Here is a 20,654-nt window from a genome sequence, read left to right as displayed (position 1 = left end):
CTTTTGCCAAAACTAGTCAATAAAATTAAAAAAGAGGTTATTCACATCGATAAAAATAGGGTAGCGGCTGTGAATCAATAAATGTATAAACAAATAGTGGTAGATTAAATACAATCACCTTCAAGTTATGAGGTTTTTACAAAGCAGATGTGTATTTGGAGTATACTACATGTAGGCTTGAAAGGTTTATAAGGAATTGAGTAATTCTGTTTCTATAAAAGACTCTCTTGCCTTATTTTTTTACGCTTAAAGAAGTTTTTTTAATAGTTACTGATAGTGTTATAACTTTAATCACCAAACTAATGTATATAGTAAAAACTAACCAATCATGAATGATTCACTATTCAATGCAACCATAGGAGTAAATTTTAGTAACACCTTTCAAAGTGTGGGAAAACAAGTAAGTGCAGCAAAGGCAGCAGGACAAATAAAAGCAACTGGCGTTAAAACAGTTAAAATGTTTACGTACAATCAAACAGATTGTATTAGTGCTTTTGCTAAGGAAGGATTACAAGTTTTAGTTGATGTGCCTAATGGTGATTTGAAAGCTTGTGCCAATAATGATACAACTACCATAAACGCGATTGTAAAAGTATTATCAGATTATTCAACTACCATTCCGATGATATGTGTAGGAAATGAGCCTTTAGGAAGTTGGTATCATAATGCCTATGCACCGGATCTTGTAAATGCTTTAATAAACATAAAAGCAGCAATTGAAACTAAGGGACTTATAACGAAAGTAACAGTTCCTTTTAACTATGCTATTATGGGGAATTCATATCCGCCTTCAGCAGGAGCGTTTAATCAAAATCTTAAAAAGATTATTCTAGATGTTTGTACCATTTTAAAAGCAGATAGTTCAGTGTTTATGGTTAATGTGTATCCTTTCCTTACCCATAATAGTCAGCCAAATAATGTTCCTTTAGACTATTGTTTGTTTACTGCAGGAGAAAATCATTGGGTTCATGATGGAAGTTATACATATAAAAATATTTTTGATGCAATGTATGATGCGTTATATGTAGCATTAGGAAATAATGGATATGGAAGCTTACCTATTGTTATTGGTGAAGCAGGGTGGCCAACAGGACCTAGTGTTACTTACTCTACAGCAACAAAAGTAAATGCACAAACCTTTAATCAAAATTTAATCAATCATTGTAAAAGTGGAAATGGAACACCACGTAACCCTAATGTTAGAATACCTTGTTTTATTTTTGAAATGTATGATGAAAATACTAAGCCAACTGATGCTGGTGCTTTTGAGCAACATTGGGGAGTTTATGACTATGATTCCCAAAGTAAAAACTATCAATCCAAGTATAGTTTAACATGGTAGTTAGTTTTATAAATATAAAAAAGGATAGCTAATTAGCTATCCTTTTTATTTTTAATATCCAGCTGGCCTTTTCCAACGAACAGGCGGGGTAGGCTCTGGTTTAGGAGTAAATTCATTACTTTTTAATAATCGTAGGGCTTCATCCACAGCTTTTTCTAACTGAGGATCTTTTCCTTTTAAAACTTTGCTAGGCTCTTGGTGTACTTCAATATCAGGAGCTACGCCTTCACCTTCAACAGCCCAATTACCATCTAAATCAAAAAATCCGCCACGAGGAGCAACCATTCTACCACCATCAATAAAAGCAGGTGTATCCCAGGTTCCTACTAAACCTCCCCACGTACGAGTTCCTACTAAAGGTCCTATTTTTCTTTCTTTAAACATGTAAGGAAAAAGGTCTCCTCCAGAGCCAGCGCGTTCATTAATAATCATCACTTTTGGTCCCCAAATACCAGCAATAGGTGTTGTCCATGGTTTTCTTTTATTAGCCTTACTGTTAAAGTATCCAAAAGGTTTTCTAGATAAAATATCAATCATATAATCGGCTGCGCTACCACCTCCATTATTTCTTTCATCTATAATAACTCCTTTCTTATCTTGCTGAGAAAAATAATAGCGATTAAAAGAGGTAAATCCGTTGTTTGAAGTATTGGGAACATATACATACGCCAATTTCCCGTTAGACAATTTATCCACTTTTCTTCTATTTTCTTCTATCCAGTCGATAGAGCGTAAACTTCTTTCGCTGGCAACAGGTTTTACCAAAATGGTTTTTGCTCCCTTAACTGTAGGTTTAGAATTTACTTTAATATAAATTTCTCTTCCAGCTGTCTGTTCAAGTGTTTTGTATGGATTATCTTCTGAAGTTAGGAGAACTCCATTAACTTCTAATAAATAATCTCCTTCTTTAATGTCGATACCTGGAAGTCCAAGTGGAGCTTTAATGTTTGGGTTCCAACGTTCTCCTTTGTATATTTTAGAAAACTTGTATAAACCATTTACTTTTTCAAAATCACAACCTAATAATCCAACAGGGACGTAGTTGGTTTTAGGAGTATCACCTCCGTAAACGTATGAATGACCAATAGCAACTTCACCGCTCATAATGTCTACAACATAGTTTAAGTCAGTTCTGTGTCTTACATGATCAATCCATGGAGCGTACCATTGGTAGATTTTATCCCATGGGGCACCGTGTACATTGTCAACATATAAAAAATCTCTCATATAGCGCCAACCTTCTTTAAAGATTTGATGAGCTTCAGCTTTTGGATCGACCTTAATTTTTAAATTGGTTTTTATAGAGCCTTTACCAGGTTTTACTGGAGATTTACTACTAACAATACTCCAGTTTCCTTTACTTGATAGTAATACAGATTCTCTATCTTCTGAAACTGTTATTGAACGAGCTTCTTTGGTAAATTCAGTCGCTTTTTCTTTTGAAATATCATAGTCGTGAATAGTAGTATTTGGGCTGTTTTCATTTGCTTCTGCTACAAAAACATGATTTTTTGGTGCTTTGTATAAAGCTGTATAATTTTTAGCAGGTAATTTTAAGGTAATAGCTCTATTGAAAATACCTTCTTCATCAATCACAACTTTTATTTTATCAGCTTCTTTTGATGTTTTTTTATCGTCTTTTTTTTCTTTTTTGCTCTTTTCTTTTGAATCTTTTTTTTCAGCTTTCTCTTCATCAGTTTTTGGTAGGTTAGGAGCTTTGTCTTTGCTGTTCAAAACAACGGCATATAAGCTACGAGTTACTGAAGGGTCGTAAGAACTCATGTCTAACCACCCAGATGCTAATCCGTAGTTTGTGCTAGCCAAGGTATAAATATATTTCCCTGAAGCATCCCAAACAGGTGAAATAGCATCTGCTAAAGGATCTGTAATTTGAATTGTTTTTTTGGTGCTGATTTGATATGCGTAAATAGATTTAAAATGATTTTCATTTTGTTTAGCATAAGCAATCCAATCACTATCAGGAGACCATTTCGGATTCATGGTTCTATTTGGATGTGCAAAATTATCAGTAGCTACTTTTTCAGCTTTTTTAGTTTCTAAATTTAAAATCCAAATATTAAAATGCGTATCGGTAAACGATACATATTTTCCATTAGGAGACCAATCAGGTTTGAAATAAAAAGTAGGATTAGGAATCTTAATATATGATTTGCTATCTCCATTTTGGTCGGCAATTACTAACTCGTATTCTCCGTTTTTATCAGAAAACCAAGCTACTTTATCTCCTTTTGGAGACCAAATAGGGTATCTGTCAGCCACTCCAGAAGTGTTGGTTAAGTTTCTCCAAGTACCATTTTTTTTTGGAACAGTAAAAATCTCCCCTCTATATTCGAAAATGGCTCTTTTTCCTTTCGGAGAAATATTTGGGTTTGTTAGGTTTTTCCCTTTTACATCCATCCAACGAGTTCTTGCGTAATTTAAATCACCATGAACTCTTATCGGAATTTGTTTGGTAACAGAAGCTTCAGGGTTTAAAAAATGAATGTAACCTCCCTGTTCGTAAACAATTCCGTTGGTACTTGCATCTAGACTTTTTACATCAAATCTTTTGTGAAATGTAAGTTGTTTTTCTTGTTTAGTAGTTAAGTTATATGACCAAATGTTACTAGTATAATCTCTTTCAGAAATATAGTAGACAGAACCGTTATACCAAACAGGTTCTAAATGTCTTTCTCTGTCTTTTTGAGGAGTTTTTAGAAGTTGTTGATTTTGTATATTCAAAATCCAAATAGGCATTGCCTGACCACCACGGTAATTTCGCCATTCAGCATCCCAACTTGTGATAGGAGTATAGGCGAGATATTTACCATTTTTTGAAAATTCTCCATAAGCAGCTCTTGGAACTTTAACAGCTTCAGGGAGTCCTCCTTTTAATGAAACTGTGTAAAATTTATTAGTTTGGGTCGGTTTGCCTTCTCTAGAAGAACGAAATAGAATTTTGTTGTCAGGAGTCCAACCTTGTACAAAGTCACCACTTGGGTGATAGGTTAATCGCTTAGGCTCACCACCAGAAGAAGGAATAACATATATGTCAGTATTTCCATCGTATTGTGCTGTAAACGCTATCATTTTACCATCATTAGAAAAATGTGGGTTAGACTCATAGCCATCGTCGCTAGTAAGTCGTATAGCATCTCCTCCTTGAATAGGAGCTTTCCATAGGTCGTTGGCATATACAAAAACAACCTCAGAATTTGAGGCTGTAGGTTGCCTTAGTAAGCGTGTTCCCTGAGAAAATCCAGTATAACAAACTATAGAGGTAAGTAAGGTCAGTATTTTTTTCATGTTTTTTTGAAATTTTAAACCTTAAAACTACTTAATTAACTGTTAAAGGGAGTGAAAAATTTGTTAAAACATAAGAGTTAAAAAACTAAAACCCAATAGCAGTATCATCGCCTCTAGGGTCTGCACCACCTTCTAGTTTTCCATTAGGAAGTATTAAAATAGCATCTACTTTGCCAATAACTGGTGAGTTGGTTTCGTCTAGTTCATATCCATGCTGTTCTAACCTTTTTTTTACTTGTTTGTCAAATCCTTTAGGTTCCATTTTAATAACATCGGGCAGCCATTGATGATGAAAACGAGGTTGATTTACCGCTTCTTGCATTCCCATATCAAATTCATGTACATTTAAAATGGTTTGTAAAACTGAAGTGATAATTGTTGAGCCTCCAGGAGTTCCTACAACCATATGTAGTTGACCATTTTTCTCTACAATAGTAGGAGTCATTGAGCTTAACATGCGTTTTTCGGGTTCAATTTTATTGGCTTCGGCTCCTACTAACCCAAACATGTTAGGAATACCAGGTTTGCTTGAAAAATCATCCATTTCATTATTTAAGAAGAAGCCTAAGTCTGAACAGTATAATTTAGAACCATATGCTCCGTTTATTGTTGTAGTGGCAGAAACAGCATTTCCAAATTGATCAACAATAGAGTAGTGGGTGGTTTCATCACTTTCAATCATAGTAATACTTCCATGAGAGACATCGGTAGAAGAAGTTGCTTTTTTAAAAGAAAAATCATTCATTCTTTCCTTTGTGTATTCTTTGCTGATAAGTGCTTTAACTGGAACTTTCACAAAGTCAGGATCTCCTAAATAAAAACTTCTATCAGCATAGGCTCTTCGTTCTGCTTCCGTAATTACTTGCATCGTTTTTGTTGAGTTATGTCCAAATTTGTCTAAGTCAAAAGGTTCTATTCCATTCATAATTTGTGCTAAACAAATACCACCACTTGCCGGTGGTGACATAGAAATGATTCGTAGATCATCATAAGTAAAGGTAATCGGAGTTCTCCATTTAGCTTCGTATTTAGCCAAATCTTCTTCGTTTATAATTCCACCATTCGACTGCATAAAAGCAACGAGACGTTTGGCGGTTTGACCTTTGTAAAATTCATCTCTACCATTTTGTGAAATACGTTCTAAAGTGGTAGCTAAAGCAGGGTATTTGATAGTGTCTCCTTTTTTCCAAAGTTTATCAAAAAGAATAGAGTCTTTGTTTACTTTTAAAAAATAATGTTGATATTTTTTTATACGGTCTTCTTGTTTTTGAGTAACTACAACGCCTTTTTTAGCTAAAGCTATGACTGGTTTTAAAATTTCTTGAATTGGTAATGAACCAAGCTTATTATGTGTAGCAAAAACTCCTGCTACTGTTCCTGGTATTCCTACTGCCATAGCTCCTAAAGTGCTTTTGTTTTCAATTACATTTCCTAAGCTATCTAAATACATATCTTTATGAGCGGCAAGTGGAGCTTTTTCACGATAATCTAATGCACCGATTTCTCCTGTGCCTTGTCGATAAACCATAAATCCACCTCCACCAAGATTCCCAGCATATGGATAAGCGACTGCTAGTGCTAGTTCGGTAGCAACCATAGCATCAAAAGCATTACCGCCTTTTTGTAAAATATCTGAACCAATTTTTGAAGCCTCTTTGCGGGCAGAAACTACCATGGCTTTTTCGGTAATTGTACCTATAACTTTTCTCTTCTTACAACTGTATAATACTGTGAGTATTGAAAAAAATAAGAGTGCTTTTTTCATGTTTTGTTAACTTAGTTCTTTTAGTTTTTGATGCGAGAATGCACGGAGATCTTCAAAAAAAGTAGTGAAATCGTTTTCAAAAATTTGATAATTCTCTAGTAAGTCTTCCGTAGCTAAGTTCATTTTTGATTTTCCATTAGTACGTCTATTCATGCCATTTAAAACCTCTTGAATTCCTTTGGCAAATTGATAATTGTATAACCAATTATATTGTACCATATAAGGAAGCATTTCTTGTGTTCTTTTAGGAAGACTATCAATATTTTCTTGAAGTAATTTATATACAGAATTTACATATATATTTAACGGAATTTGAGAATAGTTTCTCCAGTTTTTGGCTAAATAATGATCGTAAAAAATATCGATAATTACACCATCGTAGTGTCGATAGCGTTCATGTAAGCGTCGTTTGCTTATTCTAACAATTTTATGCGCATCCGTATACGTATCAATTTCTCGATGCAATAAAATGCCTTTTTGAATATCTTCATGAAAGTGAGAAAACTTATTGCCTTTCACGTGGTCTGCTATAAAGTTACCAATCATGATGTTTGTGTTATCTTCAGAAAGGTATAAGTGCGCTAAAAAATTCATTTTATAAATGTAAACAAAAAACCACAACTCTATAGTTGTGGTTTTAAAGTTTATGTATAAGTTTTTAATTCTTTACAGGAGTGTTCTTTAAAATTTCTAATAAAAACTTCCAGAATTTTTGTGTTGATGATATCTGTGCACGCTCATCAGGTGAGTGAGCTCCTTTAATATTAGGTCCAAAAGAAACCATATCCATTTCTGGGTAGTTTTGACCTAAAATACCACACTCTAAACCTGCGTGACATGCTGCTACATGTGGTTTATCGTTGTGTAGTTCTTCGTATAATTTTGTAACTGTTTTTAATATTTCAGAATTTACATTAGGTAACCATCCTGGATAAGAACCAGAAAATTCTACATCAAAACCAGCTAATTCAAAAGATGAGCGTAATGAGTTGGCTAAATCCCACTTATTAGTTTCAGAAGAAGAACGAGTTAAACAACCAATTTTAATAGCTCCGTCTTTTACAATAATACGAGCAATATTATTTGAAGTTTCTACTAATCCATCTATATCTGGACTCATACGGTATACTCCGTTTAAAGCAGCATAAATTGCCTTAATTAAACCTTCTTGAACACCTAAATCCATCACGGTTTTAGGAGTTTCAACTTCTTTTAATTCAATAGTAAGGTTAGGTTCTAATGTTGAAAACTCAGCTTTAATATTGTTAATAAGCTCATGTATTTCAAATAAGAAAGGTTCTTTAGAAACAGCATCAATAACTATAGTAGAAAAGCTTTCGCGAGGAATAGCGTTGCGTAAACTACCTCCGTTAATTTCTGAAACACGTAATCCGAAGTTGGTAAAACCGTCAAATAATAAACGGTTCATAATTTTATTAGCGTTTCCTAATCCTTTAATGATATCCATCCCAGAGTGACCTCCACTTAAACCAGTGACAGAAATTTCATAGGCTATGGTGTTTTCTGGAGTGGTTTCTTCACTGTAATTTCTAGTTGCAGTAACATCTACACCACCAGCACATCCCATTCCTATTTCATCATCTTCCTCAGTGTCAAGGTTTAATAAAATTTCACCTTCTAATAATCCTCCTTCAAGTCCCATAGCACCCGTCATACCTGTTTCTTCATCAATTGTGAATAAAGCTTCGATAGCTGGGTGAGCAATGTCAGTAGACTCTAAAACTCCCATAATAGCAGCAACACCTAAACCGTTGTCAGCTCCTAACGTAGTTCCGTCAGCTTTTATCCAATCACCATCTACAAACATTTTGATTCCTTCTGCATCAAAATCAAAAACTGTATCTGAATTTTTTTGATGAACCATATCTAAATGGCTTTGCATAACCACTGTTTTTCTGTCTTCCATTCCAGCTGAAGCAGGTTTACGAATAATTACGTTCCCTACGTTGTCAACCATGGTTTCAAGATTTAGTTTCTTACCGAAATCTACCATAAACTGGATTACTCTTTCTTCTTTTTTAGAAGGGCGAGGTACGGCGTTTAAGTCGGCAAAATTTTTCCAAACAGCTTTTGGTTCTAGGTTTCTTATCTCTGAATTCATGTGAATTGAAGTTTTAATTTTAAAGCCACGAAGATACTTAATCCTTATCGAAAAATTGTAAATTCGCAGCATGGATTTTTCGTCGAAACTATTAGAAAACGCAGTGAATGAAGTAAGTCGATTACCAGGAATTGGTAAGCGTACCGCACTTCGTTTGGTGTTGCATTTATTGAAACAACCGAAAGAGAACACGAAGTATTTAGCAGAGGCTTTAACGCATTTACGTAACGATGTAAAATCATGTAAAAAGTGTCATAATATTTCAGATACAGTGTTATGTGATATTTGTAGTAATCCGAAGAGAAATGCTGAGATTGTGTGTGTGGTAGAAGATATTCGTGATGTGATGGCGATTGAAAATACTGCGCAATACAGAGGTTTGTACCATGTGTTAGGAGGAAAGATTTCTCCTATTGAAGGAATTGGTCCTCAAAACCTACAAATAGAATCACTAGTAGAAAAAGTAAAAGAAGGCGAAATTAAAGAGTTGATTTTTGCTCTGAGTTCTACCATGGAAGGTGATACCACCAATTTTTATATTTATAAGCAAATAGAACAATACGGAGTAACAACATCAACTATTGCTAGAGGGATCTCAGTAGGAGATGAGTTAGAGTATGCAGATGAAGTTACTTTAGGAAGAAGTATTGTGAATAGGATACCTTTTGAACAGTCGATAAAAGGGTAAAAAAGAGACTGTTCAAAAGTAAGAGTAGAAATAAAAGTTTTCTGTTAGTTATGTCTTTTTTAATCAAAAAAGCTCTGTTTTTTTGATTAAAAAACAGAGCTTTTATAGAAAAATTAAATTTTGTTGTAGAAATCCTTGTAAGAATTTTTACTTTTTCTTGAAGGTAGTGATAGCGGTTGTTGTTCCGTCAGGTGTATCTTCAGTAAATATTTCTTGATAGGTGTTGTTGTCTTTAAGTAATATTTTACTTGATTCATCATCTCCTTCTCCTAAAGTTGTGTAATTATTATTGCCTTTATTTGTCCATGTTCCTTTAAACGTTTCTTCAGTAAGGCAAGTGTTCTCTCCGTTGTAATAAGAATACGTAGCTGTAAATGTACCATTTTGAGAGATTGTGATTGTTGTGTTTTTTTCACAATCACTAACTTCTTGCTCATTTATAGAAAACTTATACCAAGTTCCTACGATAGGGTCTAAATTGTTTTCGTCGTCAGAAGAACAAGCTAATAAGCTAAACATAGCAATTGTTAAAACTAAAATTTTTTTCATAGTTAAATGTGATTTAATTTGAGGTTTATAATTTGCGGCGAAACTAGTAAAGTTATTCGTTATAAAAAAAAATTAATTATCTAATTTTTTATCTTCCTCGATCAATTCTTGCTCGTATTTATCCCACGATTTTTTAGCTCTTACTTTTTTATAATAACGAATACCAATCATTAATAATACTCCAAATAAGATAATTCCTACCACGCCCCAAATCCAGTTAATAGCACTTTTTAAAACGACTAAAAACACAACAGCAAATAAAATTACGGTTGGAATTTCATTAAAGAGTCGAAGTTTATTAGAGGAATACTTAATCTCATCACGTTGTAGTTCTTTGTAAACTTTATGGCAAAATCCATGATAAAAATATAGCGCTAATACAAAGGCTAATTTTACATGCATCCACGGCATTTCTAAATACACAGGGTTTTTATACAATATCCAAAAAGCAAAAAAACTGGTTAAAAATAAGGAAGGCCAAGTAATAATGTACCATAAACGTTTAGACATTAACTTGTATTGGGTTTGTAATATAGATTTAGCCGGTTCGTCTTTTTTTTCTGCTTCTACATGGTAAATAAACAAGCGACCTATGTAAAACAATCCTGCAAACCAAGTAACTACAAAAATGATATGTAATGCTTTTACGTATAAAAAATCCATTGTATTTAGTTTAAAGTTGTAAAGTTAAAAGTTTTTAAATTAGCTAACTACTATTGTTTATGAGATCATCACGTCGTTATAACTCCTCATGATGACTGTTTTGTTGTCATTGCAGAGAAACGTGGCAATCTGTTAATTGTTTACTGTTAACTGAAACTCTTCAATCCATCCTGCTAAAACATCCACCCATTCGTCATTATCATTAATACAAGGAACTGTATAAAATTCTTCACCACCTGCTTCTAAAAACTCGTGTTTACCTTCCATAGCTATTTCTTCCAAGGTTTCTAAACAGTCAGATACAAAGGCAGGAGTTACAATAGCTAATTTTTTAATACCGTCTTTTTCTGCTTTATTTACAATTGTTCTATCGGTATACGGTTGTAGCCAAGGATCAACACCTAAACGAGATTGGAATGAAGTTGATACTTTATTTTCATCTAATCCTAATTCAGAAATTACGTTTTTGGTTGTTTGGTAGCATTGGTGGCGGTAACAAAACTTGTGTGCTTCAGAAGGGGTATTACAACAACTTAAATTTCCAGCTTCAGGGTTACAATGTGATTTTGTGATGTCAGATTTTCTAATGTGACGTTCTGGTACACCGTGATATGAGAATAAAATATGGTCGTAGTCCTTATCGGCTAAATAATCTTTTATACTATTAGATAGCGCTTTGATGTACTCAGGTTTGTTGTAAAAAGCTGGTACGTCAGCAATTTTCATGTTGGGGAAGAATTCTTTTCTCAATTCTTCTGCCAATACCAAAATAGTTTCAGTAGTTGCCATAGCAAACTGAGGGTATAATGGAACTAACAAAACTTCAGTAACACCTTTATCGTGCAATTCCTGTAATCCACTTTTGATTGATGGATTTCCGTAGCGCATTGCCAAAGCAACAGGAAGTTCTGTTTTTGCTTGTACCTTGTTTTGTAAACGTTCTGATAGTACAATTAAAGGAGAACCGTCTTTCCACCAAATTTTTTGATATGCTTCAGCAGATTTCTTAGGGCGTGTATTTAAAATAATACCTTTCACAATAAAAGTACGTAACCAATAGGGAACATCAATTACACGTTCGTCCATTAAAAATTCACCTAAGTACTTTTTAACATCTTTAGGGTTTGTACTTTCTGGTGATCCAAGGTTTACTAATAAAACTCCTTTCATGTATTTATTTTTCTAAGTCTTTACGAGTGAAGTGTAGTAACCTTCAGAGGCTATTCTACTTTACTCGTAATAAAATTCTTTAATTGGTTTGTTGTTTCGTATAATGTAATAGCTAAACTATGAATTACATTCATGCTAGAATTGCGCCCATACATTGGTATGTCTACTGTTGCATCTACTAAGTTAACATTTTCTATACCATTTCTTTCGCTACCCAAAAGTAACACAATTTTAGAATGTGAAGTGAAATCGTAATCGCTAATGTTTATACTTTTATCGGTAATTTCAATACCAATAATAGTATTTCCTTCTTCTTTTAATTGATGGATAAGTTGTTCAAAATTCCCATAAGTATCATATGGTATTTGTTGAATAGTGTTTCGAGCTGTTTTCTTAACAGTTCTATTGTCTATAGTGGGTGAACTTTCGTGTAAATAGATTTTAGATACTCCAAAGCTTTCAGAAATACGAAAACACATACCAATATTTTCAGGAGTACGAATAGCATCACAAACAATAGTTATAGGGAATTCTTGTTGGTTGTTTTCTATATCGTAATGAGTTAATTGTTTCATTTTGTAAGTTTCAAAGTTTCAAAGTTTTAATTTTGTCTACTGTCTACTGTCTACTGTCTACTGTCTACTGTCTACTGTCTACTGTCTACTGTCTACTGTCTACTGTCTACTGTCTACTGTCTACTGTCTACTGTTGTAAACTCATTACATATTGTTTAGGAGTCGTGCCAAACTTCTTTTTAAAAGCGGAAATAAAGTGACTAGAGGTACTGTATCCTACTTGTAAGCCAACCTCATTTACATTGTATTGATTACTTTCTAATAGTTTACGGGCATGATCCATTTTGTAATCAAATAAAAAGCTATAAACAGTATCGCCATAAATTTGTTTGAATCCTTCTTTTAACTTTTTTAAGTTTAAACCTACTTCATTCGCTAAATCTTGCAGACTAGGCGGTTCACTCATTCTGGAAATGATAATATCTTTTGCTTTTCTAATCTTTAAAACTTCTCGGTCATCAACTAAAAATGGGCAATACTCTTCATTGGTGTTTTCGCCACTATCAAAATGTAAACTTAGGAGTTCATATGTTTTTCCTTTTATATAAAGGTCTCGCATAGAACTTTGGCTCTTAGCCGTTAAAATTTGTTGAAGGACTAATAAAACATTAGCATTTATTTCTGCATTGTCGTAATACTTTTTGTTTTTATTGTTCTCACTTAAAAAAGGAATGTAACTAGCCTCTTTAGAAAAAAAAGTATGGAATTTTTCGATTGATATCAATACAGATACCAAAGAGGTTTTTGGTAAAATTTCTAAATTGATAGGTAAATCTTGTTGTGGATTGTATAGGAATATTGAATGCTTGTCTAAAACATTAAAAGTATAACTGTTGTTGTTAAAATGAAATTTGCAATTGCCTTTAACACAGTAATGTAGTTGTATGTAAGAGTTGTCAATATCTCTTTTAAAAAACTCTGTTTCGTCTGAGTTATTTTGGAATTTTAGCACAAAAAAACCTTGTTCAATGGGAACTTCTCTAAATGTACTTTCTGCGATGTTTTTTGACATGGATTCAGTGGTTTGTATAAATCTTGCTATTTAGAATGATTCTAAAATAAAATGTTTCTCCTAGTCTGTTTTACTGCAAAAATACACTTTTGTGTAAGTTTTTAAGGTGTTTTTAAGCGAAAAAACGAATAGCGACATTAAAAGTTCTTTTAGCGATACTTTTTTTTGTTCAATATTTATATTTTTGACCGACTTTTTGAAGAAGACTCAATGACAGTAGAAAATAAACATCATAGTAATTTATACAACATAGGCGTTAGTTATAAAAAAGCTGATGCTGCGATTAGGGGGAAATTTAGTATTTCTAAAGAAAATCAAATACAACTTTTAGAAGAAGCAAAACAAAAAGGAATAGACGGTATTTTTGTGTTGTCTACTTGTAATAGAACTGAAGTGTGTGGTTTTGCAGAACACCCTTTTCAGTTAATAAGTATGTTGTGTAAATACTCAAACGGTTCGGTAGAAGAATTTGCAAACGTATCAAACGTATATAAAAATAAGGAAGCTATTAGCCATTTGTTTAGAATGGGAACAGGGTTGGATAGCCAGATTTTAGGAGATTACGAAATAGTAGGGCAGTTACGTCAAGCATTTAAGCAAGCTAAAGAAGTAGGAACTACAAATGCATATTTCGAGCGCTTACTAAACCATGTAATGCAAGCAAGTAAGCGAGTTAAGAATGAAACTAAGTTAAGTTCTGGAACCACTTCAGTATCGTACGCTGCTGTTCAGTACTTAATTAATAACTTACCAGATTACAACTCGAAAAATGTTTTAGTATTTGGTTTAGGTAAAATGGGAAAACACACCTGTAAAAATCTAGCGGAGTACACACAAAATAAATCGGTAAGCTTAATTAACAGAACGGAAGAAAAAACAGAGGAATTTGTAAAAGACCATAATTCGATAAGAAAAGCGTCGTATGCAAATTTAGCTGAGGAGGTTCAAAACAGTGATGTGTTAATTGTTTCTACAGGAGCTAGTTTTCCTACTATAACGAAAGAACATGTTCCGACTGATAAAGACTTGTTGATTTTAGATTTATCAATGCCAGCAAATGTGTCAAAAGAAGTTGCAGACTTAGAGAGCGTCATGATGGTAAATGTTGATGACCTTTCAAAAATAACAGACGAAACCTTAGCGATACGTCAGCAAGAGGTACCTCTTGCCGAAGCAATTATTGAGACTCATAATCATGAGTTTCAAGAATGGTTAAACCACAGAAGATTTACACCAGCAATTACCGCTTTAAAAGAATCATTACAAAGCATTCAACAAGGAGAAATAGCTTTTCACAAGAAAAAGATTAAAAATTTTGATGAAGAACAAGCAGAAATATTAACATCAAGATTTATACAGAAAATAACTACACAATTTGTAAAACATTTAAAAGACGAAGAAACTTCAGTAAATACAAGTATTGAAGTAATGGCTAAAGTGTTCGGAGCAAATTTACAATCCACCCATGCAGAAGATAATTAGAATAGGTACACGCGATAGCCAATTGGCTATGTGGCAAGCAAAAAAAGTTCAAAAACTTTTAGAAGAATTAGGTCATCAAACTCAATTAATCCCCGTTAAAGCAACGGGTGATTTAGTTTTAGATAAACCTCTTTACGAATTAGGAATCACAGGGATTTTTACTAAAAATTTAGATATAGCCATGTTAAATGGTGATATTGATATTGCGGTACATTCTATGAAAGATGTTCCTACGGTATTGCCAGAAGACATTATTCAAGCGGCAGTTTTAAAGCGTGCTAACTACAACGACATTTTGTTGTTAAAAGATAACGAAGAGTTTATGGCGCAACCTAACGGAGTGATTGCTACAGGTAGTTTACGAAGAAAAGCGCAGTGGTTAAATCGTTATCCAACTCATACAGTAGAAGGTTTACGAGGTAACGTAAATACACGTTTACAAAAGTTAGAAGATAACGATTGGAACGGAGCTATTTTCGCAGCAGCTGGTTTAGAACGTGTAGGCTTACGACCACAAGGAGCGGTAAACCTAACATGGATGATTCCTGCACCAGCACAAGGAGCAATAATGATTACAGCGTTAGATAAGGACGAAGAAATCAAAGAAATTTGTACTGAGATAAACGATAAAGACACAGAAACTTGTACAGGGATTGAACGTGAGTTCTTAAAACGTTTAGAAGGTGGTTGTACAGCGCCAATTGGGGCTTTAGCTTTTATAAATGAAAAGGAAGAAGAAATTAATTTCAAAGGAATTTTGCTAAGTAGAGATGGTAAGAAAAAGATTGAAGTTAGTAAGAAAGTAAAAGTTGGTAAACATAAGTACGTAGCAAAAGATTGTGCTAATTATGTAATTGATAAAGGCGGAAAGCTAATTATGATGGAAGACGAAGGAATTGAAAAAGAGTTTTCAATCTATTCGACTAAAAAATTATCAGAAGCACAGAAAAAATTATTACCAACACACATGAGTGTGAATGATAGCGATTTTATAAAAATCCGTTTTAATAGAATTGCACCTAAAGTAATTAAGCAAGAAATTGAAAATGTAATTATTACTAGTAAAAATGGTGTAGAAGCAATTCTAAATTCATTTACTTCGGATGAATTACAATTCAAAAATATTTATTGTGTTGGTCGAAGAACAAAAAAGTTAATCGATCAACGTATAGGAAAAGTAGCGCATTCAGAAAGAAACGCGAAAAGACTATCTGACTACTTATCAAAAGAACTAAAAGGGCAAGAAGTAACATATTTCTGTAGTGACTTACGTTTAGACACACTCCCAATACTTTTAAAGGCAAATGGAGTTGTTGTAAATGAAGTAGAAGCATATAAAACAATGTATAGTCCATCAAAAGTTGATGAAAAAGTAAATGGAGTATTGTTTTACAGCCCGTCAACAGTTGAAAGCTACATGGAAAAAAATACAGGAGATAAAATAGCCTTTTGCATTGGTGATACTACCGCTAATGAAGCCAAGAAACATTTTAAGGAAGTACAAATAGCAAAGATGCCAACAGTAGAAAGTGTACTAGAGTTGGTAAACCTTCACTTTGTAAAAGAATAAATTATGTTTAGAACACGCAGACTAAGAAAAACTGAAAACATCCGTCGATTGGTACGAGAAACCAAATTATCGGTAGATGATTTTATATATCCTTTATTTATTGAAGAAGGAACAGGTATTGAAACAGAAATCCCTTCAATGCCAGGAATTAACCGTTATTCATTAGATACTATTTCTAAAGAATTAGATGAGGTTGTAGCGTTAAAAATACCAGCAGTTTTGTTATTTGGAATCCCATCTAAAAAAGATGATGAAGGTACCGAAACTTGGAATGATAACGGAATTATGCAACAAGCTATCCGATTCATTAAAAAAAACTATCCAAGTTTATATGTAATTACCGATGTATGCTTTTGTGAGTACACATCACACGGTCACTGTGGTGTAATACATGATAACGATGTAGATAACGATGCGACGTTAGTGAACTTAGCAAAACAAACAGTTTCACATGCGAAAGCAGGAGCAGATATGGTAGCACCATCAGGAATGATGGACGGTGCCATAGCTATGATGCGTGAATCGTTAGACAACACAGGTTTTGCAAACTTACCAATTATGGGATATTCTGTAAAATATGCATCAGGATTTTATGGGCCTTTTAGAGAAGCAGTAGATTCGGCGCCATCGTTTGGAGATAGAAGAACCTATCAAATGGATCCTTCTAATAGAGATGAAGGGTTGCGTGAAGCTACTTTTGATGATGAAGAAGGAGCAGATATTTTAATGGTAAAACCGGCCTTATCGTATTTAGATATCATTAGAGATTTAAAAAATAATTTTGATAGACCAATCGCTTGCTATAATGTAAGTGGAGAATATTCAATGGTAAAAGCTGCTGCTGAAAAAGGATGGATTGATGGTGAAAAAGTAATGATGGAAAGCCTTTTATCAATGAAAAGAGCAGGAGCAGATATTATCATTACCTATTTTGCCAAAGAAGCTGCTAGAGTTTTAATGAGATAAAATATGAAACAATCAATAGTACACATAGCTTTAGTAGTAAGAGATTATGATGAAGCAATTGAGTTTTATACTAAAAAACTAAGTTTTACTTTGATTGAAGATACATATCAGCCAGAAGAAAATAAGAGGTGGGTTGTTGTTGCTCCACCAAACTCAAAAGGAACTTCTATATTATTAGCTAAAGCTTCTAAAGAGGAACAAAATAACTTCATAGGAAATCAAACAGGAGGAAGAGTTTTTCTTTTTTTAAATACAGATGATTTTTGGAGGGATTATAACGAAATGAAAGCTAAAGGTATTGAGTTTGTTAGAGCTGCTAAAGAAGCTGAATATGGAACTGTAGCAGTATTTAAAGATTTATATGGGAATTTGTGGGATTTATTACAATCAAAATAAACAATATACTCATAAATAAAATAATTTAATAGATAACTAAAGTAAGTTATGGAATTCAAAAAATCACAAGAGTTATATAATAAAGGACTAGTAAACTTAGTCGGAGCGGTAAACTCTCCAGTACGTGCGTTTGCATCCGTAGGAGGAAATCCTTTATTTATAAAAAAAGCGAAAGGAAGTAAAATTACGGATGTAGATAATAATTCGTATATCGATTTAGTATTGTCTTATGGTCCAATGATTTTAGGGCACCGCCATAAAAAAGTAGAAAAAGCCATTAGAAAGGCTTTGAAAAAAGGATATTCTTTTGGAGCATCAACGAAGGGAGAGATCAAATTAGCAAAAATTGTTTGTGATGCTTTCCTAGGTATGGACAAAGTTCGTTTTGTAAATTCTGGTACTGAGGCGGTATTAAGCGGAATCCGTTTAGCGAGAGCGTATACAGGAAAAGATAAAATTATCAAGTTTGCTGGCTGCTACCACGGACATCAAGATGCGTTGTTAGTTGCTGCGGGTTCAGGTTTAGCTACTTTAAGTTTACCAGGAAGTAAAGGTGTGCCTGAAGGAGCAGTAAAAAACACGTTGATTGCCAACTATAACGATTTAGAAAGTGTAAAAGCACATTTTGAAGCACATGATGATATTGCAGGAGTTATTTTAGAGCCTGTAGCAGGAAACATGGGAGTAGTAACTCCGCAAGATGGCTTTTTAAAAGAACTAAAAGAATATGTAAATTCTAAAGGAGCTTTGTTGATTATTGATGAGGTAATGACAGGTTTCCGTTCTAAATTTGGAGGAGCACAAGAATTATTTGATGTAGAAGCCGATATTACTTGTTTAGGAAAAGTAATTGGAGGTGGATTTCCAGTAGGTGCGTATGGAGCAAGTAATGAAATTATGGAAACAGTAGCTCCTTTAGGAGGAATGTATCAAGCAGGAACTTTGTCAGGGAATCCAATTGCCATGGCGGCGGGAATTTCAACTTTAACAGAATTAAAGAAACAAAATCCATATGAAAAGTTCAACGAGATTGCTCAGATCATTGAAGTATTCTTGTTAGAATCAGCAAAAAAGCATGGAGTAGAAATTACCGTGAACCGATTTGGTTCGATGATTAATCCATTTTTTACAGACGTTACTGTAACCAATTTTAAAGAAGCACAAACTTCTGATACGAAGAAATATGCTACTTTTTTCTGGGAAATGACTAAAAATGGAGTGTTTTTACCACCAAGTCAATTTGAAGCATGGTTTTTATCATCAGCTTTAACGGAAAATGATATTCAAAAGATCGCTAACGCCATTGATAAGTCGATGGAAGCAGTATCAAAAATGTAGAATAAATAATTGTCATTAAGAGGAAGAATGACGTATAGATAGACATGATAAAAAACGATTTATTTTTAAGAGCGTTAAAAGGAGAAACAGTTGATCGTCCGCCAGTATGGATGATGCGTCAAGCAGGGAGATACTTACCAGAATTTATGGAAATTCGTGAAAAGTACGATTTCTTTACACGTTGTAGAACTCCAGAATTAGCCTCAGAAATTACAGTACAACCAATTCGTAGGTACGGAATGGACGCTGCTATATTGTTCTCAGATATTTTAGTAATTCCACAAGCAATGAATATTGAGGTGGAAATGAAACCTAATTTCGGGCCCTATTTACCAAATCCAATAAGAGATAAAAAAGGGTTGGATAGCGTAATTATTCCTGATGTAAATGAAGAATTAGGCTACGTAATGGACGCTATTAAAGCAACCAAAGAAAAGCTGAATGATGAGGTCCCATTAATAGGTTTTGCGGGGTCACCATGGACAATTTTATGTTACGTTGTACAAGGTCAAGGATCTAAGAACTTTGATAAAGCAAAAGAATTTTGTTTCACGCAACCAGTTTTGGCACATGAATTGCTTCAGAAGATAACAGATACCACAATTGCTTATTTAAAAGAAAAGGTAAAAGCAGGTGTAAATGCTGTACAAGTTTTTGATTCTTGGGGAGGAATGTTGTCTCCAACCGATTATCAAGAGTTTTCGTGGCAATACATGAATCAAATAATAGAAGCATTAAAAGATGATGCTCCAGTTATTGCTTTTGGTAAAGGATGTTGGTTTGCCTTACATGAAATGGCACAATCGAATGCCTCAGCTTTAGGAGTAGATTGGACGTGTTCTGCTAGAAATGCACGCTATTTAACAGGAGGAAATATTACCTTACAAGGTAACTTTGATCCTTCAAGATTGTTGTCTCCACCAGCAGAAATAAAAAAGATGGTACACCAAATGATAAATGAGTTTGGTAAAGACAAATATATTGTTAACTTGGGGCACGGAATTTTACCTAATATTCCGCTAGAGAATGCAAAGGCATTTATAGATGCGGTTAAAGAGTATAAAGCCGATAGATAACCCCCTTTAAATAATTAAAAATGAAGAAATTATCTTTTGTTTTGATGTGTTTTTTAACAACTGTTATTTTCGCACAAAATAAAACGTATTACAATTTTGCAGTAAACAATTGTGTAGAAGAAAACACCGAAGGTTTGATTGATAAGTGCATTAAAGGCTCTTATTTATTAAATTATAACTTTACTACAATGGATAGTAAAACGGTAAGTACAGACAAAATTAACAAGCCAATTGTGTTGATAGCTAACGCAACTTGGTCAGCTCCTTGTTGGGGAGATGTACCAGCTTTAAACAAAATGGTTGAAAAATATAATGACCAATTAGAGTTTGTTATGATTTTCTGGGACAAGGAAGCTAAAGTTAAAAGAATGGCTGAAAAACTAGACAAGAGAATTAAGTTAGTTCCTGCGAGAGATATCGATAAAGTTCAAAAAGGATATTTAGATATCAGTGGTTTTGTTCACAAATTAGATTATCCAACAGCTTATTTAATTAGTAAAGACAAACAATTTGTTAATATTAAAAGAGGGGCTGCAACACCTACCAAAGAAGTAAGTTGGGATAAAGTCAATGAAATCAACACAAAGAATTTTGAAGATTTTTTAGCACCAATTTTAAAATAAATTGATTCAAC

At 33.6% G+C, this 20,654-nt stretch carries 18 protein-coding genes; 9 read left to right on the top strand and 9 right to left on the bottom strand.

All coding sequences use genetic code 11. The annotated features are described in order from the left end of the window. Nucleotides 1-328 precede the first annotated feature (328 nt). Entirely contained in the window at nt 329-1,342 is a 1,014-nt protein-coding gene (locus C7448_RS09985; protein WP_115901226.1) for a glycosyl hydrolase family 17 protein, read from the top strand. A 51-nt stretch (nt 1,343-1,393) separates the two neighbouring features. Here C7448_RS09985 and C7448_RS09980 read toward each other — a convergent pair whose 3' ends face one another. The 4 genes from C7448_RS09980 to C7448_RS09965 all read right to left on the bottom strand — a co-directional run bounded on the left by C7448_RS09980 (nt 1,394) and on the right by C7448_RS09965 (nt 8,535). Continuing rightward, nucleotides 1,394-4,648 (bottom strand): S41 family peptidase, encoded by a 3,255-nt coding sequence (locus tag C7448_RS09980; RefSeq protein ID WP_115901225.1) that lies wholly within the window; start codon nt 4,646-4,648, stop codon nt 1,394-1,396. Nucleotides 4,649-4,733: 85 nt separating this feature from the next. Further along, nucleotides 4,734-6,413, bottom strand: a complete 1,680-nt coding sequence (gene ggt / locus C7448_RS09975; protein ID WP_115901224.1) for a gamma-glutamyltransferase — start codon at nt 6,411-6,413, stop codon at nt 4,734-4,736. Nucleotides 6,414-6,419: 6 nt separating this feature from the next. Next, nucleotides 6,420-7,007, bottom strand: coding sequence for an acyl carrier protein phosphodiesterase (locus C7448_RS09970; protein ID WP_115901223.1), 588 nt, complete (start codon nt 7,005-7,007; stop codon nt 6,420-6,422). Between the two features lie 64 nt (nt 7,008-7,071). Further along, on the bottom strand, nt 7,072-8,535 hold the full coding sequence (locus tag C7448_RS09965) for an aminoacyl-histidine dipeptidase (protein WP_115901222.1): 1,464 nt from the start codon (nt 8,533-8,535) through the stop codon (nt 7,072-7,074). 70 nt (nt 8,536-8,605) lie between these two features. Between C7448_RS09965 and recR the strand changes: the two genes are divergently transcribed. Then, a complete protein-coding gene (recR, locus tag C7448_RS09960) occupies nt 8,606-9,223 on the top strand; it encodes a recombination mediator RecR (RefSeq protein ID WP_115901221.1) in 618 nt (205 codons plus the stop codon). A gap of 147 nt (nt 9,224-9,370) precedes the next feature. Here the strand turns inward: recR and C7448_RS09955 are convergent, their stop codons facing one another. The 5 genes from C7448_RS09955 to C7448_RS09935 all read right to left on the bottom strand — a co-directional run bounded on the left by C7448_RS09955 (nt 9,371) and on the right by C7448_RS09935 (nt 13,192). Next, nucleotides 9,371-9,772, bottom strand: coding sequence for a lipocalin-like domain-containing protein (locus C7448_RS09955; RefSeq protein ID WP_115901220.1), 402 nt, complete (start codon nt 9,770-9,772; stop codon nt 9,371-9,373). Between the two features lie 72 nt (nt 9,773-9,844). Continuing rightward, nucleotides 9,845-10,435, bottom strand: coding sequence for a CopD family protein (locus C7448_RS09950; RefSeq protein ID WP_115901219.1), 591 nt, complete (start codon nt 10,433-10,435; stop codon nt 9,845-9,847). A gap of 132 nt (nt 10,436-10,567) precedes the next feature. Further along, nucleotides 10,568-11,605, bottom strand: a complete 1,038-nt coding sequence (gene hemH, locus C7448_RS09945; protein WP_115901218.1) for a ferrochelatase — start codon at nt 11,603-11,605, stop codon at nt 10,568-10,570. A gap of 50 nt (nt 11,606-11,655) precedes the next feature. Beyond that, nucleotides 11,656-12,180, bottom strand: coding sequence for a TrmH family RNA methyltransferase (locus C7448_RS09940; RefSeq protein ID WP_115901217.1), 525 nt, complete (start codon nt 12,178-12,180; stop codon nt 11,656-11,658). 127 nt (nt 12,181-12,307) lie between these two features. Continuing rightward, nucleotides 12,308-13,192, bottom strand: a complete 885-nt coding sequence (locus C7448_RS09935; protein WP_115901216.1) for a helix-turn-helix transcriptional regulator — start codon at nt 13,190-13,192, stop codon at nt 12,308-12,310. A 210-nt stretch (nt 13,193-13,402) separates the two neighbouring features. On the opposite strand from C7448_RS09935, the gene hemA reads away from it, so the two are divergent. The 7 genes from hemA to C7448_RS09900 are packed head-to-tail and all read left to right on the top strand — an operon-like array spanning nt 13,403 to nt 20,643. Next, on the top strand, nt 13,403-14,674 hold the full coding sequence (gene hemA / locus C7448_RS09930; RefSeq protein WP_115901215.1) for a glutamyl-tRNA reductase: 1,272 nt from the start codon (nt 13,403-13,405) through the stop codon (nt 14,672-14,674). Continuing rightward, the gene (gene hemC / locus C7448_RS09925; protein WP_115901214.1) at nt 14,658-16,244 is read left to right on the top strand and encodes a hydroxymethylbilane synthase; all 1,587 of its coding nucleotides are present in this window, start codon (nt 14,658-14,660) and stop codon (nt 16,242-16,244) included. Before hemA ends, hemC begins: the two co-directional genes overlap by 17 nt. 3 nt (nt 16,245-16,247) lie before the next feature. Continuing rightward, nucleotides 16,248-17,210, top strand: coding sequence for a porphobilinogen synthase (gene hemB, locus C7448_RS09920; RefSeq protein ID WP_115901213.1), 963 nt, complete (start codon nt 16,248-16,250; stop codon nt 17,208-17,210). A 3-nt stretch (nt 17,211-17,213) separates the two neighbouring features. Continuing rightward, nucleotides 17,214-17,606 (top strand): VOC family protein, encoded by a 393-nt coding sequence (locus C7448_RS09915; protein ID WP_115901212.1) that lies wholly within the window; start codon nt 17,214-17,216, stop codon nt 17,604-17,606. A gap of 48 nt (nt 17,607-17,654) precedes the next feature. After that, nucleotides 17,655-18,944, top strand: coding sequence for a glutamate-1-semialdehyde 2,1-aminomutase (gene hemL, locus C7448_RS09910; protein WP_115901211.1), 1,290 nt, complete (start codon nt 17,655-17,657; stop codon nt 18,942-18,944). 44 nt (nt 18,945-18,988) lie between these two features. Continuing rightward, nucleotides 18,989-20,020: a uroporphyrinogen decarboxylase gene (gene hemE, locus C7448_RS09905; RefSeq protein ID WP_115901210.1), complete on the top strand. Its 1,032-nt coding sequence runs from the start codon at nt 18,989-18,991 to the stop codon at nt 20,018-20,020. A 20-nt stretch (nt 20,021-20,040) separates the two neighbouring features. After that, a complete protein-coding gene (locus tag C7448_RS09900; RefSeq protein WP_115901209.1) occupies nt 20,041-20,643 on the top strand; it encodes a TlpA family protein disulfide reductase in 603 nt (200 codons plus the stop codon). Nucleotides 20,644-20,654 lie beyond the last annotated feature (11 nt).

The organism is Tenacibaculum gallaicum, from assembly GCF_003387615.1.
GTDB lineage: Bacteria > Bacteroidota > Bacteroidia > Flavobacteriales > Flavobacteriaceae > Polaribacter > Polaribacter gallaicus.
Note: the sequence above shows the minus strand (reverse complement) of the source record. Positions and strands in the feature narration are given on the sequence as shown.